Origin of the sequence: Sphingomonas natans (assembly GCF_030546695.1) — a bacterium.
In the GTDB taxonomy this organism is placed as follows: domain Bacteria; phylum Pseudomonadota; class Alphaproteobacteria; order Sphingomonadales; family Sphingomonadaceae; genus Sphingomonas_I; species Sphingomonas_I natans.
Map to the genome: position 1 here is coordinate 190530 of NZ_JAUOTP010000008.1, position 23466 is coordinate 213995.

At 64.2% G+C, this 23466-nt stretch carries 18 protein-coding genes and 1 pseudogene; 15 read left to right on the plus strand and 4 right to left on the minus strand.

Annotation, left to right across the window (positions count from 1 at the left end):
- The first annotated feature begins 39 nt into the window (after positions 1-39).
- From Q4F19_RS16820 to Q4F19_RS16830, 3 genes are read left to right on the plus strand one after another with little or no spacing between them, the layout of a single operon-like run.
- Positions 40-2532 (plus strand): hypothetical protein, encoded by a 2493-nt coding sequence (locus tag Q4F19_RS16820; RefSeq protein WP_303544948.1) that lies wholly within the window; start codon positions 40-42, stop codon positions 2530-2532.
- A gap of 16 nt (positions 2533-2548) precedes the next feature.
- Positions 2549-4402 carry a GMC family oxidoreductase gene (locus Q4F19_RS16825; RefSeq protein ID WP_303544951.1) on the plus strand — a complete coding sequence of 618 codons (1854 nt, stop codon included), beginning with the start codon at positions 2549-2551 and terminating at the stop codon, positions 4400-4402.
- An 18-nt stretch (positions 4403-4420) separates the two neighbouring features.
- Positions 4421-7177, plus strand: a complete 2757-nt coding sequence (locus Q4F19_RS16830; RefSeq protein ID WP_303544954.1) for a patatin-like phospholipase domain-containing protein — start codon at positions 4421-4423, stop codon at positions 7175-7177.
- A 147-nt stretch (positions 7178-7324) separates the two neighbouring features.
- Here Q4F19_RS16830 and Q4F19_RS16835 read toward each other — a convergent pair whose 3' ends face one another.
- Positions 7325-8113 carry a PEPxxWA-CTERM sorting domain-containing protein gene (locus Q4F19_RS16835; RefSeq protein ID WP_303544957.1) on the minus strand — a complete coding sequence of 263 codons (789 nt, stop codon included), beginning with the start codon at positions 8111-8113 and terminating at the stop codon, positions 7325-7327.
- A 458-nt stretch (positions 8114-8571) separates the two neighbouring features.
- Between Q4F19_RS16835 and Q4F19_RS16840 the strand changes: the two genes are divergently transcribed.
- Both Q4F19_RS16840 and Q4F19_RS16845 read left to right on the plus strand, forming a co-directional pair.
- Positions 8572-8847 (plus strand): hypothetical protein, encoded by a 276-nt coding sequence (locus Q4F19_RS16840; RefSeq protein WP_303544959.1) that lies wholly within the window; start codon positions 8572-8574, stop codon positions 8845-8847.
- A 724-nt stretch (positions 8848-9571) separates the two neighbouring features.
- On the plus strand, positions 9572-10045 hold the full coding sequence (locus Q4F19_RS16845; RefSeq protein ID WP_303544962.1) for a Ros/MucR family transcriptional regulator: 474 nt from the start codon (positions 9572-9574) through the stop codon (positions 10043-10045).
- Positions 10046-10460: 415 nt separating this feature from the next.
- Here the strand turns inward: Q4F19_RS16845 and Q4F19_RS16850 are convergent, their stop codons facing one another.
- Positions 10461-10631, minus strand: coding sequence for a hypothetical protein (locus Q4F19_RS16850; RefSeq protein ID WP_303544965.1), 171 nt, complete (start codon positions 10629-10631; stop codon positions 10461-10463).
- Positions 10632-12250: 1619 nt separating this feature from the next.
- Here Q4F19_RS16850 and Q4F19_RS16855 point away from each other — a divergent pair.
- The 7 genes and pseudogenes from Q4F19_RS16855 (at position 12251) to Q4F19_RS16885 (ending at position 18228) form a co-directional block, all read left to right on the plus strand.
- The gene (locus tag Q4F19_RS16855) at positions 12251-13345 is read left to right on the plus strand and encodes a mannose-1-phosphate guanylyltransferase/mannose-6-phosphate isomerase (RefSeq protein ID WP_303544966.1); all 1095 of its coding nucleotides are present in this window, start codon (positions 12251-12253) and stop codon (positions 13343-13345) included.
- Complete coding sequence (locus Q4F19_RS16860; protein WP_303544967.1) at positions 13338-13730, plus strand: aldo/keto reductase; 393 nt, start codon at positions 13338-13340, stop codon at positions 13728-13730. Before Q4F19_RS16855 ends, Q4F19_RS16860 begins: the two co-directional genes overlap by 8 nt.
- A 66-nt stretch (positions 13731-13796) precedes the next feature.
- The gene (locus tag Q4F19_RS16865; protein ID WP_303544970.1) at positions 13797-14369 is read left to right on the plus strand and encodes a thermonuclease family protein; all 573 of its coding nucleotides are present in this window, start codon (positions 13797-13799) and stop codon (positions 14367-14369) included.
- Between the two features lie 371 nt (positions 14370-14740).
- Positions 14741-15484, plus strand: a complete 744-nt coding sequence (locus tag Q4F19_RS16870; protein WP_303544972.1) for a sensor histidine kinase — start codon at positions 14741-14743, stop codon at positions 15482-15484.
- Between the two features lie 478 nt (positions 15485-15962).
- Positions 15963-16793, plus strand: coding sequence for an aldo/keto reductase (locus Q4F19_RS16875; protein WP_303545049.1), 831 nt, complete (start codon positions 15963-15965; stop codon positions 16791-16793).
- 118 nt (positions 16794-16911) lie between these two features.
- Positions 16912-17285 (plus strand): annotated as a pseudogene (msrB, locus tag Q4F19_RS16880) (peptide-methionine (R)-S-oxide reductase MsrB).
- 691 nt (positions 17286-17976) lie between these two features.
- Positions 17977-18228, plus strand: a complete 252-nt coding sequence (locus Q4F19_RS16885; protein WP_303544974.1) for a hypothetical protein — start codon at positions 17977-17979, stop codon at positions 18226-18228.
- 324 nt (positions 18229-18552) lie between these two features.
- Here Q4F19_RS16885 and Q4F19_RS16890 read toward each other — a convergent pair whose 3' ends face one another.
- Positions 18553-18939, minus strand: coding sequence for a hypothetical protein (locus tag Q4F19_RS16890; RefSeq protein ID WP_303544976.1), 387 nt, complete (start codon positions 18937-18939; stop codon positions 18553-18555).
- 347 nt (positions 18940-19286) lie between these two features.
- Here Q4F19_RS16890 and Q4F19_RS16895 point away from each other — a divergent pair, with 347 nt between their 5' ends.
- From Q4F19_RS16895 to Q4F19_RS16905, 3 genes are all read left to right on the plus strand, one after another.
- Positions 19287-20501: an argininosuccinate synthase gene (locus Q4F19_RS16895; RefSeq protein WP_303544978.1), complete on the plus strand. Its 1215-nt coding sequence runs from the start codon at positions 19287-19289 to the stop codon at positions 20499-20501.
- 112 nt (positions 20502-20613) lie between these two features.
- Positions 20614-20820, plus strand: a complete 207-nt coding sequence (locus tag Q4F19_RS16900) for a hypothetical protein (protein WP_303544980.1) — start codon at positions 20614-20616, stop codon at positions 20818-20820.
- Positions 20821-21258: 438 nt separating this feature from the next.
- Positions 21259-21951, plus strand: a complete 693-nt coding sequence (locus Q4F19_RS16905; protein WP_341850199.1) for a sugar transferase — start codon at positions 21259-21261, stop codon at positions 21949-21951.
- A 159-nt stretch (positions 21952-22110) separates the two neighbouring features.
- Here Q4F19_RS16905 and Q4F19_RS16910 read toward each other — a convergent pair whose 3' ends face one another.
- Positions 22111-23460, minus strand: coding sequence for an HlyD family type I secretion periplasmic adaptor subunit (locus Q4F19_RS16910; protein ID WP_303544984.1), 1350 nt, complete (start codon positions 23458-23460; stop codon positions 22111-22113).
- Positions 23461-23466: the final 6 nt, after the last annotated feature.

A 23466-nucleotide genomic window follows, 5' to 3' on the forward strand; every position in this document is an offset into this window, starting at 1 on the left:
AGGGGCGCGAGCCGCCGAAGAAGAAGCGAGGGGAGGACCATGGTGGGCAAGCGAATCGCCGCATCGCGCTGCGTGACTTTGTCGGGTCTCGCGCTGCTGGCAACGGCCTGCCATCGCAAGATCGATCCGGTGATCGACGAAGCAGTGCAGGCCGGTGTCGCCGACGATCACTTCGTCCATGCGGGCGAGGATTATTTCCGCGACATGGACAATGGCGTCGCGCTCTCGCCGGAGGAGGTGAAGGGCCGCAATATGTGGCTCGTTTGGTCGGGCGGCAACGACCGGTTCTGGGACAGAATGGGCAAGCCGACGCTCGGCACCTTCGATCTGCTCAAGATCGTCGCGCCGCCGCCGGGCAGTCCGCTGCGGCGGCCAACCCGCTGGCGCTGGCTGGGCGCGGTCAACGAGCCCTGTTTCCAGGTCGCCGACACGCCGGATCCGATTCGGTTCGGCCTGTATTTCGATCAGCGCCAAGCCGATTGTCCCGCCGACCCGTTCGCCGATGAAACCAAATATCCGGGCGTAATGATTGGTGCGCGGGGCACGACATTCGCCGATGGCAAGACGCTGCCGCTTGGCTCTTATTATGGCTGGCCCACCGGAATTGTGGGCCTGCGCCTTTTTCCCAATCCTGCGTTCGACGCGGCGGCCGAAAAGAAATGGGATCCTGTCCGCTATTATAATGATCCGGCTTATTATCAGGATCCCAACCTCGTCCGTCCTTATCGCGTCGGCATGGCGTGCGCCTTCTGCCATGTGGGGCCAAGCCCGATGCACCCGCCGGCTGACCCGGCCAACCCGAAATGGTCCGAACTGAATTCCACCGTCGGTGCGCAATATCTCTGGTCGGACCGGCTGTTCTTCTGGAAGCCGAACGAGGCCAATTTTGTTTATCAGTGGATCCGAACTTATCGGCCCGGCGCATTGGACACGTCGCTCGTCTCGACCGACAATATCAACAATCCTCGCACACAGAATGCGATTTACGAGCTGGGTGCGCGACTGCGCGCGGCCAAGCCGCACGCGCGCGAGACGCTCGCCGGCGGCGGGCTCGACAATGCGCAGTTCAACCAAGTGGTCAGGACCGGCTGGCTGACCGACTTCTTCCAAAAGCCCGCCACGGTCTGGACGCCGCACGTGCTGAAAGACGGTGCGGATTCGGTCGGCGCGCTGGGAGCGCTCAACCGCGTCTTCCTAAATATCGGCCTGTTCAGCGAGGAATGGCTGCGCCACTTCAATCCCGTGGTCGGGGGCAAGCCGCCGTCGCCGATCAGAATCGCGGACGCGCGCGCGCATTCGGCCTATTGGCGCGCGACCGAGAAGGGCACGCCTGCGATCGCCTTGTTCTTCCTCAAGGCGGCCCAGCCCGACAGGCTGGCCGACGCGCCGGGCGGGCGGGCTTTGCTCGCACCGCAAGCGGCTTTGGTCTCGCATGGCGCGGATGTGTTTGCGCAGAGCTGCGCGCGCTGCCATTCGAGCAAGCAGCCCGACCGGGTTCCGTCCGACGTAAAGACAAGCGCGGGCGACTATCTGGACGGCACGCATCGTTGGTGGCGGTGGACGCAGAGCGGCGACTACCAGACACAGATGCGCGCGATCGTGCATCGCCCGGATTTCCTCGCGGACAATTACCTGTCCACCGACCGCCGCATCCCGGTGACCCTGCTGCGTACCAATTTGTGCAGTCCGCTCGCCACCAACGCGATCGCCGGCAACATCTGGGACAATTTCTCATCGCAAACCTACAAGACGTTGCCGGCAGTAGGAACGGTCTCGGTGATCAATCCCTTCACGGGACAGCCTGCGGCCTACAAGATGCCGGGGGGCGGGCGCGGCTATACGCGCGTGCCGAGCCTGATCTCGCTGTGGTCGACGGCGCCCTATTTGGTGAACAACACGGTCGGTCCGTTCAGCCCTGATCCTTCGGTGGCGACTCGTTATCGAGAGTTTCAAAGCTCGATCGAACAGATGCTGTGGCCCGAGCGGCGCGCGATGGACAGCGAACTTGGCGCGCGCGCGGGCGGGCTGATCGATCGCACGACGCGCCGAACCTATTTGTTCGTGCCCAAATCCTATTTGCTCGGACTGCAGGACCTGCTGGCCGATCCGGACCGCGGGCTACTGCGCCAGCTCGTCAACAAGGACGGAGATTTGGTGCTGGGGCCCATTCCGAAAGGTGTGCCGATCAATCTGCTCGCCAGCCTTCAACCCCTGGCCGAGAGCAAGGAGGCAGGCGCTATTGCCGGCCATTATCATCAGGTGCTGGTGGCGCTGACCGAGCTGAAGAAGGCGCTGATCATGACGAAAGGCAAGTCGCTTGACGATCATGCGCTGCGCCAAGCCTTCGCGTCGCTTCGCGCACCGCTCCTGCAGCTCAGCAAATGTCCCGATTTCGTCGTCAATCGCGGCCATTATTTCGGCACCGCGCAGTTCAACCAGGGGCGAACCGCAGACGAGCGGTCCTGGGGTGAAGAAGCACCGCTTGCCGAAGCCGACAAGAAGGCGCTGATTGCCTTTTTGGCGACGCTGTGATCGCAGGGCACGCGCAATGAGCGACGGCTTCGACTGCGATTATATCGTCGTCGGATCGGGCGCCGGCGGTGGCACGCTGGCGGCGCGGCTTGCCGAAGAGGGGATGCACGTCATCCTGCTCGAGGCGGGCGGCGATCCCCGGAGCGAAGTCGGGATTGATCGCTTTCCGGGCGACTATGACATCCCCGCTTTCCATCCGTTCGCCTCCGAACATCCGGCGATGGCGTGGAACATGTTCGTCGAACATTTCGCGGATGCGACGCAAGCGGCGCGCGATCCCAAACGGGTGCCCGGCAAGGGCGTGCTCTATCCACGGGCAGGTACGCTGGGCGGATGCACCGCGCACAATGCGATGATTTTCCTGACCGCACAGGCGTGCGACTGGGATCTGATTGCCCATCTCTCGGGCGATCCGGGGTGGGGCAGCGCGTCAATGGCGCGCTACCAAGAGCGCGTGGAGGCATGCCGCCACCGCCCGGTGTGGCGCTGGCTCGCGCGGCTCGGGATCACGCCGACCGGCCATGGCTGGCGAGGGTGGCTGCCGATCGAAGTTGGCAAGCCGCGCGAGGCACTAGCGGACACGAAGCTGCGCCATCTGCTCGAGGTCGCGGGGATCGCAGCCGCGCGGCGCATCACAGGCTTGCGCGCGTCGATCGAGCGGCTGTTCCAAGGCGCGCTGGATCCGAACGATCGGCGCACCAACGGGGCCGAAGGCCTGTGCTACGCGCCGCTCGCGAACGACGGTCATCGCCGTACCGGTGCACGCGAGCGCGTGCTGTCGGTCGCGAAGCGCTATCCGGAGCGTCTGCGCGTTGAGCTGAATGCGCTCGTCACGCGCGTCCTGTTTGACGCCGACGGCGGCGCGATCGGCGTTGAATATCGCTCTGGACGGCGCCTGTATCGCGCGGCGCCAAACCCGGCGGTCGCGGACGGGGCGCTGCGCACGCTGCGCGCTCGCCGCGAGGTCATTCTGTCCGGTGGCGCCTTCAATACACCGCAATTGCTCATGCTCTCCGGCATCGGTCCACGCGCCGAGCTCGAGCGTCACGGCATCACCGTACGCGTCGACCTGCCGGGCGTGGGCACCAATTTGCAGGATCGCTATGAGGTCTGCGTCCAGTCGAAGCTCGCGCACACATGGGAGTCGCTTGAGCAGGTTCGCTATGAGGCGGATGATCCGGTTGGGCTGATGTGGGCGCAAAAGCGCACCGGCATTTATATTTCGAACGGCGCCGCGCTCGCCTTCAAGCGAAAATCGGATCCGGCGCTCGACGAAGCGGACCTGTTCATCTTCGCGCTTCTCGGCAATTTCAAAGGCTATTTTCCGGGCTATTCGAAGGCGCTGGCAACCGGGCCGGACGTGATCAGCTGGGCGATCTTGAAAGCGCGAACGGACAATCGCGCGGGCACGGTGCGGCTGAGATCCGCCGATCCGCGTGATCCGCCGCTCGTCCAGTTTCACTATTTTGAGGAGGGATCGGACCATGCGGGACGCGATCTGAGAGCGGTCGCGCAGGGCGTGGCGTTCGTGCGCGAGGCGACCGCGCCGCTCAAGCGCAAGGGCCTGATCGAGGGGGAGCTGGATCCGGGCGAGGACATTCGCGGCCCAGCTCTGGACGACTGGGTCCGCGATCATGCCTGGGGGCATCACGCATCGTGTAGCTGTCCAATTGGCAAGCTCAGCGATGGCGGCGTGCTGGACGGCCGGCTGCGCGTGCACGGCGTCAACCGCTTGCGGATCGTCGATGCGTCGATTTTCCCGCGCATCCCCGGCTATTTCATCGTGAGTGCCGTCTACATGGCGGCGGAGCGCGCGGCGGACCTGATTTTGGAGCAGCCCGTGTGCGCCCGCCGTAGCGCCTCGGCCTAGACGAGCAAGGGGGGCATGATGCCGCAAGAGGGGGCGAAGACGGTTGCGGTGCCTGCCACCGCGCTGGAGTCGGTCAAGGCGCTCATCGACCGACGGCGCCGGGTCCGCATCTGGTGGGGCGGTGACGACGCGTGGAGCGACGCGGCAGACCCGCAGCCACCCGTTGGCCTTGCCTTTTCGGGCGGCGGCATTCGCAGCGCAACCTTCTGCCTCGGCCTCATCCAGGGCCTCGCTCAATCGCCGCGCGACGCGCTGTCCAAGATTGACGTGCTGTCGACCGTGTCGGGCGGCGGCTATGCGGGCGTTTTCCTACGAAGCCTGTTCGTCCCCGCCTCCCGGCGAGGGATCAAGGCGCAGCCGGTCCTGGCCGACGATGCCGTGATCGAGGCCATTGCCGAGCAATATGCCTTTGCCCGCGCGGCGCTCGCCAGCGCGCCCAACCAGCAGGAATTGTCGTTCCAGGCGCACAATCAGGGGAAGCCGCGCACCGTGCGCAACCCCATGTGGTGGCTGCGCGAACATAGTCGCTATCTCGCGCCCAACGGGCCGACCGACTTCAGTTTCGCCATTGCCTATCTCGCGCGGAACTGGCTGGCGATGGTCTATCTGTTCGTGCTGGCGTGCACCGCGGTCGCGACGGTGACGGTGGCGGTGGAGGCGGGTCTGCTCGGCTTGCTCGGCTGGGTGCGTGGCGGTCCTGTCGGGCCGCTTCCGGCGAGCCCGCTGTTCGGGCTCGCGCTGATTCCCATCGTGCAGATCGTGGCGCTGGTGATCGGCTATTGGGGCACGCAGGCGATGTCCGCCAACGAGCCGAGCGCGGCCAAGCAGCACCACAATCTCAACCAGACGCTGGGGCGCGTGGCGGTGGCCACCGCTGCGGCGGCCGTGGTCTTGCTGGTGGCGCTGATCGGGGTGGCATGGTGGTATGCCGAGCCACTCGGCCAGGCGGTCACCCGGCATGTCGGGCGGTTTCTGACAGGCGCGGTGGTGCTCGGCATCGTCGCCGCTTCGCTTGGCGCGGCGACCGATCGCTACCATGCGGACCAGCTCAAGACGCAAGGGACGATGCTGACGGCCGAATTGCGCGCGCGTCTCACCAATCGGCTCGCGCGCGCGAACCTGCTGCTCGGTTTGATTGTCGGCGCCGGGCTCATCGACAGCCTCGCGGCCATGCTGAACCGCCTGGTGGAAGGCGGGGTCAGCCGCACGCTCCTCGCCGGGATGCTGCCCGTCTTTGCTTTCCTCATCAAAAAGCTGCCCGACTGGTTCGGTGGCACGGGCAAATCCGCCATCAAAAGCTTGGTCAAGCGTTTCGCGACGACGACCGCGCTCGTCTTCGGCCTCGTGCTGTACGGACTGCTCGCAGTGGCTGCGACCGCGCTCGTCCATCACGCCGCGTGGAGCGACACCATCTGGACGGACCAAGCGAATTGGCCCCGTCTCATCGTGCTTCTGGCGCTGGCGTGGCTGCTGGCGATCGTGTCCGGCAAAGCCGAGGGGTTCATCAACCTTTCGTCGCTGCACACGCTCTACAGCGCGCGGCTGACGCGCGCCTATCTGGGGGCCGGCAACATCGAGCGGCTCGCCCTGCCCGATGTGCGCGAGGATGAGCATCCGGTGCGCGGTGGGCATGTGCGCACGCGCGATCCCGTGCCCGTCAACGAGAATCATGCCGGCGACTATATCCAGCCGCGCGTCTACGGCGAACTCGATCTGCCCGCGCCGATCCATATCATCAATGTGACGATCAACGAGACGCTGGATCTGCGCTCGCAGATCGTCGCGCGGGATCGCAAGGGAGATATTATGAGCCTGGAGCCGGGCGGCGTGCGGATCGGGCGACAGCTCGCCGACTGGCGCCGGCTGACGAACGATCCGCCCGATCCCGACCGCAGCCACGCGGAGAATGTCAGCCTGGGCCAGTGGATTGCGATTTCGGGCGCGGCGGCCTCTTCGGCAATGGGGCGGATGACGAGCCTGGGTTTCGCTTTGGCGTTCACCTTTGCCAATGTGCGGCTCGGCTACTGGTGGTGGGCGCCGCGCATGTGCGAGGATGTGCCGCAGACGCTCGGCTTCAAAGGATGGGTCGCGCAGAATTTCGCGACGTTCGTTTATCTCGCGAACGAGATGACCTGCCGTTATTCACGCGGCTATGATCGCAAATATCTCACCGACGGCGGCCATTATGAGAATAGCGGCGCCTATCCGCTGATCCGCCGGCGTGTGCCGTTCATCATCGTGTCGGACAATGGCGCCGATCCGGACTATGCCTTCGAAGATCTGCAGACATTGGTGCGACAGACGCGCATCGATCTCGGCGGCGAGACCATGATTCTCGAAGGCGTCGAGCTGGCCGATCAGCTGGCGATATTGGGCGTGGTCGATGCGTCGGTCTTCGTCGATCCGGCCGCCGATCCCGACTGGAGGGCCAGCATGATCGACGCCCGGAGCCGGCCGTTCATCTTATTGCTGCGCGTGACACTCGGCGACGACGTGCTTCATCTGCTGTGGATCAAGCCGCGTCTGCTGCCTGGCATGCCGGCCGATGTGGCGGGCTATGCGGCGACGATGCCGCCTTTTCCGCAGCAGCCCACCGGCGACCAGTTTTTCGACGAGGCGCAGTGGGAGTCCTATCGGCGGCTGGGCGAGGAGGCGATGCGCCGCTTGCTCGCGGCATGCCCTCGATTGCTCGCCGACCCAGTGCCCGTCGGAGGACGCGCCGGCGCGACATCGAAGGGGGATCAGGCGCGACGCGCTCCCGCGGTTCGACGCTGAGGGGTATGGATAGCGTAAGGCCGGCATCGCGTTGCAGCGGGGAGAGCCTCATTGGTGTCGAACGAGACGCGACGGCGCCGCGATAGCCTGCGGACATAGCAATGCCGCTGATTGGGGATCGGCGGCGCCGGTACCTCTGCGGCGGGATCAGGCCAAAGTGACCGCCACCCGCGGGCGACGGCGCAGACCGGCACCGACGGCACCGAAGCCCATGACCATCATCGCCCACGTCGCGGTCTCGGGGACTGCCGGCGGGGTGTAGCTGACCGTCAGCGACGAAATCTTGAAGCCGTCGTTGCGCGTCGCGAGGAAGCTTGCGCCCACCAGCCAGACCGATGCGGTCGGCACGGTGCCGGTCAGCACAGCGCTGCCGTCCGACGAATTGCCGGCGATTTCTGTCCAGAGCTTCTCGGACACGTCCAGCCCGGACAGCGGATACACCGCAGTCCAGTCGGTCCCGATGGCCTTGCCCGTATCCGCCCAATATGCGGCATCGCTGTCGTCGGCGCCTTTGACGCCCTCAAGATCATAGACGTTGCGATAGATGCTCGTCAGCGACACAGCCTTGTCGAACTGCAGCATGATGAAATCGACATTGCCGATATTGTCGATCTGATGGTGGTTGCCCGCTGTGCTTTCGCTCGAGCCGGAGCTGCCATTAAGATAGCCCGTCACGCCGAGGCCGCCGTCCCACAGGCCGAGGCTCGCCGACTGGATGTCGTCGAGGTCGGTATTGCCGGCCTTGTCGACCGCCTGCCAGGCGCTGACGCGCACGTTGAGGGTCGTGCCCGCGACGGTCGAGCTGAACACTTTCGACGACACGGTCGTGTTGTTGCCGGTGGTGTTGAAAACGAAGGATGTTGCCGCAGCAGGGGCGGCGATGGCGATGGCAGCGGCGGTCGCGGCGATCGCCAGACCCTGGATACGAGACGTCATCACTTCATCACCCCTGTTATCACACGGTCCCAACGATAGGCTGGGAGCGTCGGCCGCGCCTTTGGGGCGTCAGCTAACGCTGCGTAAACAGACCTGCGCGTGCGGGGCAAAAGAAAAGATGGTTAACGCGGGATCTATCATCAACATTTGTGCGGAAAGGCTGCGATTGCCGCGGTCTGCCATCTGGCACCTCAGCGCTCCGGCCGGTCGCGCGCAGGGTTGACGGCGGGCGGAGCGTGTTTGGGGAGAAGGCTTCTTCATGCGCTGGAGGACAGAGCAAATGCTTTATGCTCCGCGCATGGGGCGGCGACGGAATCGTTAACGTGCGATCGATTTCAGCCTGCGGACAGCACGGCTCCCCTCATATATGCCCCAGATCTGCAAAAGGACTTCCCTTCGAAGAGCAGTGTGCTTTGCTGTCAGGCGCGAGTCGGTGGCCGCCTGTGTGAGTAGTGTTTATGCCCGGTACCTTACAGAACTTCGTGATCGTGCAGCGAAGGCGGATCGATCGCGAGATCGCCATTGAAAAGCTCAAAGCGCGGCCCGACGAGCAGCGCATGGAGCGGTTGCGAGAGTTTCAGCGGGCAGTGGCGTTGGACCTTGTCTTCCAGCGCAGCGCCCGCCCGGAGACGAGCGCGCCCGCAGCGGGCGCGCGATCAGCAGATCCTCCGGTTTGCGATGCGCCCACCGCGCAGGAACCTGATCCGGTGCGCGAGCGCTGCCAAGCGGCCTGAGGGGTCGCATTGTCACCAATTTGCCCGTCATATGCCGTCGATAGATCTGCAGATCCACCACGCGCGATTTCGGCGGCGTCCGCATCCCGTTGAGCGCGGTGAGCATAGTCTCGTGAACAATCGTCCAAGGGTCGCCGCCGAGGCGGCGGGGCATTCCGCCAGGCTCATGACGGCGGTGAGCAAGCCCAATCCGCGAGGCGCGGCCGAACACAGGCACGAGCCGGTCCGCCGCTCATCCCAAATGCCCAAGCGCGCGTCGCGCTGTCGGACGACACAGACTGAACCGCGCATTGCGGTCGCCGCGACGGGGGCGGGCGCTCGCGTTGCCTGATCGGAACGTGTTGTTTGGCGCATAACATTGAACAGGAGCGCCAAGGTCGGTGATCAGAGGCGAGCGGCCGATAGCGCGGACCTCGGATCCGGATTGCCGGCGGACCGAGCGGCAGTCCGTGGCATGTCGGGTAGCGTGTCGGCGAAGACGGATGGTGGCGTGTGGCTCAACCGAATCGCGGCGGCTTGTGGATCCAAGACTGGGTGGTCTCGGTCACAGACTTAAAAAAAACCAAGCTTTCTGGCAATTTTTGGACTCCTCCGCCGCGGCGAGACTTTATATGACAGTGTTCACAGCGAATAACGGCCATGAGGCGATTAACACACTGTAAGCCTTGCGCGGGCTGGCGACGTCGCTAGACAGTCACCTAACATTTGTCATGCGGAATAACTTATGAGCCAGGATGAGACAGGGAGCTTCGAGACACTTCTCGAACTGACAGGCGTGATCGTCGCGGCCTATGTCGCTCATAATCCGATGCAAGCGGGCGACGTGCCGGCGCTGATCGGAGAGATTCACCGCACGCTGGCCGGTCTGCGGACGGCGCCTGAGGCACCTGCGAGACTTGGCGCGTCACCGGGCGCGGTCAGCGTTCGCAGGTCGCTCGCGGACCCGGACCGCATCATCAGCATGATCGACGGCAAAGCCTATCAGATGCTGCGCCGGCATTTGAGCAATAACGGGCATACGCCAGTGAGTTACCGCCAAGCCTTCAATCTGCCTCATGACTATCCGATGACTGCCCCTGGCTATAGCCAGAAACGGCGCGCGATCGCGCTTGCGATCGGCCTCGGCCAGAAAGCGGAAGCCGCGCCAGCCGTGCCTAAGCGTCGCACGGGAACGATCAGCGCGTTCGCAAAGGGCTGACATTTGGCGGCAGATGGGGCCATGCCCTCGGGCGTGTCGGGCACCCGCAGGGACAAGGATAGGCGCGCGTCGCGTTCGCGCATCCTGCGTCGGTAGGGGCGGCGGGCGCAAGATAGCCGCGTGCCGCCTCGCCTCGTCGACGGGCTTGAGCGGATCCGGACCCATCGTCCTGCCATCCTTGCTAGGACAGACGCCAGGTCGCGAGCACCCAAAGTGAAGGCCTTCGGGTTTGCGGCGATCGGGCGCAACGGTTCGAAGCTTGGCCAGCGGCGAAGATGGGACATCGGTTCGTTCCACAGAAGCTCGATAAAGGTCTCCAGTCTGCGGCCGACGGGCCCGAGGAATTGGCCCGCAAAGGCCACGGTCGCTCCTTCCTGGGACGCGGTCGGTTCCGAACCACTCCGCTTAGCGCAGACTATACGAGCAGAGCGACGGGTTTGCCCTTGAGGATCGACTTCTCGCCCGCACCGGTCACCGATTCGTCGGGCACGGCCTTGCGACGCGCGTTCGTCGCGGCGACATCGTCCTTGGCCTCTTGATCGAGGCTCTTCTGACGTCGGCGAGCCTGCGGGAACGCGCCGTCCACCGGTTCTCAGGCCGCAGCGGAACGATGCCGAGCGCACGCGTGCCATGTGTTCGCCGGCGCCTGCCGCTCGACCAAAAGGCAACAGGTCGATCCGATGCAGAACCTGACTTGGGGCCGACATCCTCGTGCATAAACGGAGCAACGTGGGCACAGAGCAACTCAGATCTATGATTGTCTCAGAGGATGGGCTGGGACGCGGCTACTCAGGATGGTTAGCAGATGAGCATAGGGACTACCCAGATCGGATAGACTGAGCCGATGTCAGGCTCGCGACGCAGAATTGCACCTTTCGATCTGGCAGGATCCTGTCTCCATCGCCTTAAGCTGGTTCACCTTTGGAGGCAGAGGCCGGCGTCGCAACATGTCGGCGGCGGGTTAGCGGAGACGCAAAAATCGTCGGCAGAGCGCCTCTCATCCTTTTGATGAGGGCGGCAGCGCGCATGTGGGTGATGCGCCCAGAGCGTGCGACGACGACCGACAGGATTCAGCGCCGCCTTTCGCCGCGCCCACGCATCACTAGGGACGCTCGGGCACGATCCGCACGCTGTTTGACGACCCGCTATGTGCGGCTGGCGCTCTTCACCGCCGACGCGTCGCGACGTGCCCTGCTCTTGCCGGGACGCTGAAGCGCGGTCGTTTGGCCCTGCTCGTTCACGGTCTCACCAGGGTGAATCCAGCCCACATTCTGGGCAAGAATCATTGGTGCCGCTTGGTCGTCCACAGTCGGGGCAGGGTTCGCGCGCGGTGATGCGCGACCAACGAATTGTCGTCCAGCAAAGGAGGGACAATGCGACGATCAGGATGACGACCAAAAAGGCTCCAACGCCGTCCGCTTGAAGCGCATTCGTCATGCGTTTTCATACCGAATCGGCGTCCGTGAATCCAGCGGTCACCGTGACGGCCAGCCACCACCCACGATGGCGCGATCGGGGCGCACGGGGGAGGCAGCGCTGGCACCTGCTCCAGCATGGCCGAGCGAGGCGCGCCTCGCGCTATTACGCTTTGGCGCCGCCTGCGCGCGCGAAGCGGCACGGCCACAATATCTTGCCGTGCCCGCCTGAAAGCAGGATCTGATCCGACCCGAAGCGTTTGCCGCGCCCCGCAATTTGGTTGGTTACAATGAGGATTTGGCGGTGAAGATGCGGCGTCAGCAAAGGGCGGACGACCGTGAGACTCGATCCCGACCTCATCCTGGCCGTGGCGACACGCGCACCGCGCTGTCGACCTCGGCGCGCGGGCTGCAGTCTTTTTATGACGCGACGCACCAAGAAAAGCGGGGTCGTGATGACACACCCTGCTCTGGCCGCCCCCGCGCTTCTCCATAGCCACGTTTCGTCGCTCCATTCTGGGCGGCAAGGTTCCTCACGTGTCAGCCGTGACAGCATCGATGAAGGGCGTGACAGCACGGGATGTCGCGAAATGCGGCACCCGCGGGGCCCAAAGCCGTCACATGCTACGACGCGTCTGATTTGGGGGTACTTCGTTCTGGCGCGGCCAGATCTTGAACACGCGCTCCTCTCGTTCGCGGCAGCATGGCGGGCTTGTGCAACAGGCGCGCGGCTTTAACGTCATTGCCTCCGGCGCGTCCGCGCGAAGATCGTTACCGGGAGAATTTCAGCATGATCATACCCGTCATCCTTTCGGGCGGGTCGGGAACGCGGCTGTGGCCGATGTCGCGCGCGGAGCGTCCCAAGCAGTTGCTGTCTCTGACCGGTGCGGAAACGATGCTGCAGCTCACCGCGCGGCGGACGATGGCGCGCGTCGGTTTCGCCAGTCCGATCATCGTCGCCAATGCCGCGCATGCCGACGAGATCGAGAGCCAGCTCGCACAGATCGGCATCACCGATGCCCGAATCGTCCTGGAGCCCGCCGCGCGCAACACCGCGCCCGCCATCGCGCTTGCCGCGCTCGCCGCCCAGCCGTCCGACCTGCTGCTCGTGATGCCGAGCGACCATGTGATCGACGATGTCGACGCGTTCATGGCCGCCGTCGCCGTCGCCGAGCCGCTCTGCACGCAGGGCTGGTTCGCCACCTTCGGCATCACCCCCGACGCGCCCGAGACCGGCTATGGCTATATCTGCCGCGGCGACGAGCTCGCCCCCGGCGTCAACAAGGTCGAACGCTTCGTCGAGAAGCCCGATATCGAGACCGCGCGATCCTATCTCGCCGCGGGGACGTATAGCTGGAACGGCGGCATCTTCCTGTTTACCGCCGCCGCCTATCTCGGCGCGCTCGGCCGGCTGGAGCCGGCGATGCTCGCCGCCGCGACCGAGGGCATGGACAAGGCGCGGCGCGAAGGCGGCCGCCTCTATCCCGATCCGCACGCCTTCGGCGCCTCGCCGAGCGAATCGGTCGATTATGCGGTGATGGAGAAGGTCGATCGCGTCGCGGTCGTACCCGTCGACATGGGCTGGTCCGATCTCGGCAGCTGGGACGCGCTCCACGCGATCGCGCCGCGCGACGCCGCCAACAATGCGCATCATGGCGAAGTCGTCGCGATCGACACGTCGGGCTGCCTGATCCGCACCGACGGCCCGCTCGTCGCCGCGGTCGGCATCCACGATCTGATTGTGATCGCGACCGGCGATGCGGTGCTGATCCTGCCGCGCGGCTCCAGTCAGGACGTGAAGCGCGCGATCGAGCATTTGAAGCGCGACGGCCACGTCACGCTCGATCGCTTCACCACGGTTGCGAAAGATCTGCTCGATGCCTGAGCGGCGCGCGCTCGGCGCGAGCGGGCTCGTCACCGCGCCGCTGATGCTCGGCGGAAACGTCTTCGGCTGGACCGCCGACCGCCGGACGAGCTTCGACATCCTTGATGCGTTCGTGGCCGGCGGCGGGATGCTGATCGACACCGCCGAAGTCTATTCGGCCTGGGTGCCGGGCAATGCCGGCGGCGAGAGCGGGACGATCATCGGCGAATGGCTGAAGGCGCGCGGTCGGCGCGACGACGTGCTGATCGCGACCAGGTTCGGGATGCGCAAGGGTCCTGGCGGCAAGCGGCCGGATCGCTGTCCTACCGCCGCGGCGGACGCCTCGCGCAAGCGGCGCGGCACCAATTACAGCCTGCATATGTACGTCGCGAAGCGTGGCAGCTAGCGTCCTTGGCGCGGCGAGGTCGACGGACTTGCCCGCTGGCAGACGATCGCCGCGCGGAGTGACCAGATGCTCGGCGCCCAGCGCAATGACCCGTTTGACGGGCAAGGAGATGCTATGGCCATAGCGGACACTCAGAAAAAGCCGAAACGCGTCGGCGCGGCCGGTTTGGCGGTCGGAGCCATCATTCTGGCAGCGCTCGCTTTTATCGCGTTCAGCGCCTTCTCGTCGCGAAAGCCGGTGACCGTCGATACGGCCGAGGGCCAGCATTTTTCGTGCACCGTGCTCAGCGTGTATGACGGCGATGGCCCGATCAACTGTGCGGAGATCGACAGCGCGGGCAACCAGGTCAAGGTTCGCCTGCGCGGCATCGAGGCGCGGGAGGTCGACAATAGCTGCCGTTACGCAGATCTGTGCCCCGTCGCATCCGGGGCGGAGGCCAAGGCGGAGCTGACCCGGATCGCGGTCGGGCGCATGCAATGCCTGTCCTTTGGCCCCTCCTACAACCGGGTCGATGCCAGCTGCCGCACGGCGACGGGGCTCGACGTCAGCTGCGCCATGATCAAGAGCGGCAAAGCCGTCCGCTGGCCCGAATATGATCCGACGGGCCTGATGATCCCGTGCATACCGCGGCGCCGATGATCGCACGGCTCCGGGACGGCTTTGGTCAGACGGCGCTCGGGCCCGCCATTGTCGTCTGGGGGTTCGGCTATGTTCTGGCCGATCTGCTCGCCTTCCTGACCGGGCGGAGCGCGCTCGGGCTTTATCTCATTTTCTGTTCACCGATGTTCGTGCTGGGTGTCGGGCAGACGCTGGCGCTCGAGAGCCTCAGATCCTCGACAGCGTACGCGCCGATCAGGCGGTGGGCAGGCCTTGCGGTCGCGCTCGTCGCAACGTCGCTGATCCAATCTCTCTTCGATCTTTACTGGATACGCTGGATCGCGCTCACGCTCGTTCCCAGCTGGCAGGAATGGTCGCTGACGCTGACGGCCCAGCGGATCGTCACCACCGCGGTGATCTATCTATGGACCTTTTGCCTGGCGCTCACGGTGCTCGGCGTGGTGCGCCTCGCCAGAGCCGCTGACGCCAATAATGCGCGCGCAGCGAGCGCCGAAATCGCGGCGGCTCATGCTCAGGCGGCGGCGCTTCGCCTTCAGCTGAACCCGCATTTCCTGTTCAACACGCTGAACTCGATCTCGAGCCTCGTGCTGGTCGATCGTAAGCAGGATGCAGAGGTCATGATCACGCGCCTGTGTGATTTTCTGCGCGGATCTCTCGACTCAGATCCCTTGGGCGACGTCCCGCTCGCGCAAGAGTTTGAAGTCATCGAAGCCTATCTCGATATCGAGGCAACACGCTTTGGAGATGAGCTTTCGATCGAGTTCGACCTTGAATCCGCGGTGATGGGCGCGGCAGTGCCCAACTTCATCCTCCAGCCGCTGGTGGAGAATGCGATCAAGCATGGGGTGGCAAAAGCCAGAGCGCCGTCGATCATCCAGATTGTGGCGAAAGGCGAAGGCGACGTTCTTGTCCTTCGAATTGCGAACAGCGCGCCTGCCGACAAAGCCGAGCGCGCCCCGTTGGACGGCACTCGAAAACGCGAGGGCATCGGACTTGCCAACATCCGTGAGCGTCTCGCAAAGCGCTATGGCAAGGCCGCATCGCTCGGCGTGGCACGCATCGGCGACGATTTTCATGCGACGATCCGCATGCCGCTGGTCGGCGCGACGCCTGCAGCGACCGAGCCGAGCCACTGACATGTTCTTACGACTCGACGCCGGGCCCCTGCCATCTTGCCGCTTGCGAGCGCCCCCCGCGCAAATGCACTGGCCTGGCGCTTGGGACCCATCCCGCCGCCCCGACTGCGGCTGCCAGGTAGCCTCGCGTTGACGATACGCGCTCCGTCCTATGGCCTTGTCGCCATCGTTGCCGCGCTGATCACCCCCATTGGCCGCTATCGCGTCGTTCGCGCTGCCTGTGGGCCAATCCGGGGCTGTGACCAATCCGGGAACGGCCGATGAGGAAAAACGGGTGCGTGTCGGCAAGCCTGCGCTGTTGGCCGCGCGCTCAAGACTGCGGCCGGGCCTGCTGGCGGTGGCTCGCGCCGCTGCCAATGCGGCCTGTCGCGCTTGGCGACGGTGGGTCCGGTCTGGTGGCGCGGCTGCGAGCTCTCAGTCCGCCACCGCGTGCGCGATACGCATTATGTCAGCTGGTACGAAAGCTCGGGGATTTGCCATGAAAATGATCCGCTTTGCCGACGGGACAACGATCGCTGCTCTCGGGCAGGGCAGCTGGATGATGGCGGAAGATAGCGGCCGCCGCGCCGCTGAGATCGCGGCTTTGCGCGCCGGGATCGACCTTGGTCTGACGCTCATCGACACAGCGGAGATGTATGCCGACGGCGAGTCGGAACAGCTCGTAGGCGAGGCCATCTCCGGCATCCGCGACGGCGTGTTCCTGGTCGGCAAGGCCTATCCGCAAAACGCGTCGCACGCGCAGCTCGCGAGGGCGTGCGAGGCCAGCCTGAAGCGGCTTGGAACCGATCGAATCGATCTCTATCTGCTGCATTGGCGAGGCAACGTGCCGCTCGACGAAACCGTGGACGCGATGAGTCGGCTGATGAACGCGGGCAAGATCCTGCGCTGGGGCGTCAGCAATTTCGATACCGAGGATATGGAGGAGCTCATGGCCGCCGGCGGTAGCGCCTGCGCCACCAACCAGATCCTCTACAACCTGACGCGTCGCGGGCCCGAGCATGATCTGCTGCCGTGGCTCGCCGATCATGACATCCCGATCATGGCCTATAGCCCGGTGGAACAAGGCCGATTGCTGCGCCACCGGCTACTGGTGGATGTCGCGGCCCGGATCGGCGCCACGCCAGCGCAGGTCGCGCTTGCTTGGACCATGCGGCAAGGCGACGTGATCGCCATCCCGAAAGCCGCGAGCGTCGCACATGTCCAAGAGAATCGGGCAGCCGCCGACCTGGACCTGTCGACCGACGATCTGGCCGCGCTCGATGCCGCTTTCCCACGACCGCGCGATCGTTTGGCGCTTGAGATGCTGTGAGCCACCGCTCGCAAATGGCCTCGGACCCCAATTTCTCGGCAGACGAGAAGATCCCAGGCAAAGCTATGGCAAGACGGACGAGGCAATCGGCGCACTGACGCCTGAGCAATATCAGGTGATGCAGAAAGACGGCACCGAGCTTCGGGCACGGGCGCACTGCTCCACACCAAGGCGGCGGGCAGCTATGTCGATATCGTCTCCGGCGAGCCGCTGTTCGCAAGTTCGGACAAATAGGAATCCGGATGCGGTTGGCCGAGCTTCACTCAACCGATCGAGCCGGCAAATGTCGCCGAACTTGCCGACACATCCTTGTTCATGACCCGCACCGAAGTCGGCTCGAAGCACGGCGACAGTCATTTAGGGCATGTTTTGGCGGATGGCCCGCGCGAGTCTGGCGGGCTGCGCTACTGCATCAATTCTGCATCGCTGCGCTTCGTCGATCGCGACGATATGAAGGCGCTATGGCGCCGATCTCCCAGGTTGAGGGGATGAGCACCGAACGCACCGACCTGGCGGAGACTGGTTCTGGGACAGCAGGACCTGATTCGTCGGCTGCCCGGAGTCGTCTCGACTGAGCAGGCTATTGCGGTGCTGCGGCGGGGTCTCTGTTCGCGATGAGCAACTCGATCCAGCGACTCGCGGGCCGCGAAGCATTTCGGCTTGCTGTCGGGCAGTTGGCTTCGGCGGACATCGTGCAGCACCATCCAATCGCTCAACGCGCACATGGTGCGGCCGGACCGGGATCGGACGTGGCGGGGCGCCTCGGCTCGGCTGGCCACGTTGCTGGCTATCGTTGATGCCGGCGATGCCCGGTCGGCGGATTGTGGGCGGGTGCTGACCGGCGCTTGTAGCAGCGCTCAGCGAACGCGCAGTGGTGGAGCGCGTCACGACCTGGGAGAGGGAGATCCGACTCGGTTTCGCAGGCCAAACAGGTTTCTCGGGCATTTTTGAACCAGCGCAATCTCTCCAAAACAGACGGCTTTACTGAGGCGCCGCCTGCCGACTGATTGCTGTGGCGGTATTCGCGCCGAGCCCGCAATCGGCGACGTCGCGCGTCCGACCGTCGCGTCGCGGGTCGGCAGTCGATTCGCTAACCCGCACCGGAGCCCGGCGTTGTTACCAACAGAAGCGTCACGCGCGATGCGTTTTTGACGTGGCAGGTAACCGCGGGCAGGGAGGCCTGATGAAACACCCCCTTTTCGTGTCCGCTTTGGCCTTCTTCGCGCTTGGACTTCTCAGCCGCGTGGTGATCCGGCACCATGAGAGCCGACTTCAGATCGTGGCACTGATGGGCGTCGCCCTCGTCGCGGAAGGGTTTGCGCCACCCTTGTTTGGGCGTGCGCCGTCCTTCGTCGGCATTTTCACCAGCGCCATTTGCTGCGTGGCCGGCGTGATCCTGATGCGATGGTCGATCGAAGGCCTGTCGCACGGGTGACGGCGTGCGACAGGCCGACCAGATCAAAACGAGCTCCTATGGCTTGCCGGCTTAGAGCCGGCACCATGTCCAGGCCTGATAGAGGCTACGTCCCGTCGCTGCGTGCCGAAAACGCAAAAGGACGGCCCCCCGCGGATCCTGACCCGCAAATCTCCTCGCCGATCAATGCCGTCGTCGACGCTCGACGAACGCGCGTCACCGCAGCGACATGCGGGGCCGCCCCATATGAGCGCGCGTCTGGTATTGCGGTCATCCAGTGCCACGCAGATCCGCTCTCATATTATCTACGGAGGCGGCCAATTGGCGCCGCGCGACGCGCGTTTGTCAGAGCGCGCGATGTGCGATGGTCACCGTGCGCATGATGGCAGCTTTGACATTGATGTCGCCGACCAGCGCCCAGGCCATGATCGCAATCGCAAGGAATGTGCCGACGACGACGGTCAGGCTCGCGATGACAAGGGCCGTGCGAAGGCGGCGCTTCCTTTCGCGCCGCGCCCGACGTCGGGCGCGGGCTCGCGCGCGATCCGCTTCTGAAGGCGCACTCTTGCGGATCGCCGCCGCGCATGCCCGATCCAAGTTTTGGCGCGTCGATCTGTCGATCGCGCCAGCAGGGTCGCTGTAACCGTCTCTGGAAAGCTTCGAAAAGATGTCTCTGGCGTCGAAATAGCGTCCGGTCGCGGCAAGCTGCGCCGCTTTATCTGCCACTGTCATTTGCCCCTCCTCTTCTCGTTCGGCGCTCGACATCTTGATTTACGATTCGCAAACCGCAAGCCGAAAAAGCTGCTCATCTGTCCGCAGTCAGCGGGTCGGCACGACTTCCATTGCAAGAGCGTCGCGCGACAGCAGGCAGCGGTGGCGCAGTGCGCGAGCGAACCCTGATGGGCCCGGGGGCGCACATCGAAGCGCCTGGCCGGCCGCTTCCACGATTCGCACCGAATCGGCCCTAGCCGTGCGTCTTTTCTCAGACGCCGCATGCCGCTAGAGGCCGCGAGCAATTGACCGGGCAGGCTCGCCGACGAGCCACACCGATCGTCCTACAGGCATGGAGCGCCTTACACGTGAGCGACATCAAGCGGGTCGTGCTCGCCTATTCCGGCGGACTTGATACGAGCGTGATCCTGAAATGGTTGAAGGAGACCTACGCTTGCGAGGTGGTCACTTTCACCGCTGATCTGGGTCAGGGCGAAGAATTGGAGCCGGCCCGCCGCAAGGCGGAGCTGATGGGCGTCAAGCCCGAGCATATCTTCGTCGATGATCTGCGCGAAGAGTTCGTACGCGATTATGTGATGCCGATGATGCGCGCCAACGCGCTCTACGAAGGCCTGTATCTGCTCGGAACCTCGATCGCGCGGCCGCTGATTGCCAAGCGCCAGATCGAGATCGCGCGCCAGGTCGGGGCGGACGCTGTCAGCCACGGTGCGACGGGCAAGGGCAATGACCAGGTTCGCTTCGAGCTTGGCTATTATGCGCTCGCGCCAGACATCAAGGTGATCGCGCCGTGGCGTGAGTGGGATCTGACGAGCCGCACCCGGCTCATCGAATATGCCGAACAGCATCAGATCCCCGTGCCCAAGGACAAGCGCGGCGAGAACCCGTTTTCGACCGACGCAAACCTGCTCCACACCTCATCTGAGGGCAAGGTGCTCGAGGATCCCTGGGAGGAAGTGCCGGACTATGTGTTCTCGCGCACCGACAATCCCGAAACCGCACCGAACACGCCAGAGGTCATCACGGTCGATTTTGAGCGCGGCGATGCGGTGGCGGTCAATGGCGAGGCCCTGTCGCCCGCGGCGCTGCTGACCAAGCTGAATGAGCTTGGCAAGCTGCACGGCATCGGCCGGCTCGATCTCGTCGAAAACCGATTCGTGGGCATGAAGAGCCGCGGCATGTATGAAACGCCGGGCGGGACCATCTATCATCTGGCCCATCGCGGCATCGAACAGATCACGCTCGATCGTGGTGCAGCGCACCTCAAAGACGAGCTCGCGCCGCGCTATGCCGAGCTGATCTACAATGGCTTTTGGTTCTCGCCCGAGCGCGAGATGCTGCAAGCGGCGATCGATCACAGCCAGGAAAAGGTGTCGGGCACAGTGCGCCTGAAGCTGTACAAGGGCTCGGTCAGCGTCATCGGCCGCCGATCACCCAACAGTCTTTACTCCGAAAAGGTCGTTACGTTCGAGGATGACCAAGGGGCCTATGATCAGCGTGACGCAGCCGGGTTCATTAAGCTCAATGCATTACGCCTTCGCCTGCTCGGGCGTCGCGATCGGTAGTGCTGCACTGCACAAGAGTCGGATTTCAAAGCTTTCTTTTCGTCGCACTTAAGGAACGGCTGGCGCGAAAGTTGCGTTTACCTTACTGAAATATGAAACCGGAGAGGGTGTCATGAATCAGGTTGCGGCGCATAAGCCCGTTTTCGATCGTGTGATCACGCATGTGACGCGTGATCTCGATCGTGCGCCTGGGTTTGCGTCGCCCGCGTCGGCGCCGAAGGACCCGGACGGACTCTTCCGCGCGCTTGCTTTTGCGGTTCCCGTGTCAGCGCTTCTTTGGATGAGCGGCGTTGCGATTGCCGTGACCGCTCTCCGTTGAGCTAGGCTCGACTCGGACCCCACGCGTCGCTTCTTCGAGTCGACTAGCATCAATATTGGATTTTGCTTGTCTCGGGCCTTCCAGCGCCAAGGCTATCGGCCGCTGATGAGATTGATATCGCCATCCTGACAACGGAAACGCGTCGTCTCGCCACGTGCAGGGTTCAGCGACATCCGCATCTGCGCGCCGTACAAACTATCTGAAATCGCGCGATTATCCCAGACATCTGGATTCCTGTGCTGACGAAAGCGGCAGGTGCGCCGCGGCGAAAGCTATATCCGTTTGATGGTTGTCGCGCGGCGCGGTGGGTAGAAAACCTCGCTCCCGACGGAAATCTGCCAAAATAGGCTTAAGCCTTTTGTTAGCATCTTTCTTTTGCGATGCAGCAAGTGTATGCGGGTATCGCTGGTGCCACTTATTCGAGGACTAGTGGGTAAGATGTCGAGTTTAGCGTATCAGGGGGCGGCGCCCAATGCGGGCCGCGGCGCGCCGCATGAGCAGAAACGGCGGGGCCGTTCTGTCGATCTGCTGGCGACTCGAATCTTCGATATTTTGGTTAGCTTCGCGCTGTTGGTGTTCCTGGCGCCATTGATGATGGTCGTCACAGCGATCATTTTGGTGACCAACCCCGGTCCGATCATTTTCGGGCACAAGCGTCTAGGCCGCGACGGCCGAGCCTTTCATTGTCTTAAATTCCGCAGCATGGTCACCGACTCGCAGGAGCGTCTGGCCAACTTGCTCGCGACCGATGCGTGTGCGCGGCAGGAATGGGAGCGGGATCACAAGCTCAAGAACGATCCGCGGATTACGCCGATCGGCGCGTTCCTGCGCAAGAGCAGCCTAGATGAGCTTCCGCAACTTTTTAATGTTTTGCGCGGCGACATGAGCTTAGTAGGGCCACGTCCGATCGTTCTAGATGAGGTGCGTCGGTACGGGCGTTACTTTAGCCACTACACTCAGGTTCGGCCCGGGATTACTGGTCTTTGGCAGGTTAGCGGCCGCAGCGGGACGACTTATCGTCGTCGGGTGGCGATGGATGTCGCATATTCGCGGTCGCGGTCCCTGGGCCTTAACGTGAAGATTCTCTTTATGACCGTTCCAAGTGTACTCCTTGCACGAGGCTCTTGCTAATCCGGCTCGTCAGGTTCGCAGGTCGCGAATTTCGGATCCAGAATTTTAGCGCGATACGGCCGAAGGTCGAAATCATCGTCAGCGGTCGCAGTTTGCGATGACAGTTTCAATTTCAGACGATCAGCTAGAATCGTCTGATCTGGTTATGTATTTCGTCTCTTAATGCTCGCGGCCGCTTCGCCAAAGCGACTGGCCGATCGGTTCGAACAGATAATTGAGCAGGGTCCGCTTGCGTAGCGGCACGAGCACGTCGGCGGGCAGACCGGGCTTCAGCCGGCTGAGCCCGTCGCCCGCATCCTTCGCCTTCGCGAGCGCCTCGGGCGGGACCGTGACCTCGGCCGTGTAATAACGCGCGCCGGTCTTCTCATCGACGAAGCTGTCGGCCGAGAGCCGGGTGATCTTACCCTCGAAGATCGGCAGATCGCGCCCGTGGAGGCTCGGGAAGCGAACCTCGGCCTTCTGGCCGACATAGAGATCAGCGGCGTCGGACGGCGAGATCATCGGCTCGATCACGAGCGGGGTCGCGTCGGGCACGACCTCCATCAGCTTCTGCCCCGGCGCGATGACCGCGCCGACGGTGAAGACGCCGAGCCCGACGATCTGCCCCGAGGCAGGAGCGCGGATCTGGGTCGCCTCCAGCTGGTGGCGGACCGCCTGCCATTTGGGCCACGCCTCGTTGAGCGCGGATTCGTTCTTCTGGAGATCGTCGGCGACCTGCTGCATCCGCTGCGAATCGATCGTCAGCGCCTGCATCCGCGTCTCGCCGATCTGTTCGCGCGCCGACGCGCTGGTCGCGGCGAGATTGGCGGTGTCGCCGGTGAGCGACGCCTCGGCGCGCTCCAGCTCGCGCACGCGATTGACGCTGGCATAACCCTTGGTGGCGAGCTCGCGCATGCCCTTCAGCTGATCGCCGAACAATTCGCTCTGGCGCTTGGTGGACCCGATCTGCTGGCCGAGGCCCTGGATCTTGAGGTTGAGCTGCGCGGCCTGCTGCTGGAGCACGCCTTTCTGCGTCGCGATGGCGCTGCGGCGCGCGGCCATCTCGCTCGTCTGCATCCGCATCGCATCGTCGGCGAGCTGGCGGTCGGGCCCGCGCAGGCCGGCATATTCGGGCGGCGGCGTCATCGTGGCCGCGCCATGTTGCTCGGCGAGCAGGCGCGCGCGCTGCGCCTGGAGGCCTATCACCTGCGAGGCGAGGCCGCGCTCATTGGCGGCGACTTCGGCGCCGGCCAGCTCGATCAGGACATCACCCGCCTTCACGCGCTGTCCTTCGCGAACGTGGAGCGCGGTCACGACGCCGCCGTCGCGATGCTGGACGGCGCGGCGGCTGCCCGAAACCTTGATCGTGCCTTCGGCGAAGGCGGCGGCATCCATCCGGACGAGCGCCGCGAACCCGAGGAACAGGCCGAAGAAGGCGAGCACGACGAGCCAGCCGATCCGCGCCTCGCGCGGCAGATCGACGTCGATCGTCTGCCGGTAATCCCTGAAGTCGACGATCTCGGTGGACATGCTGGG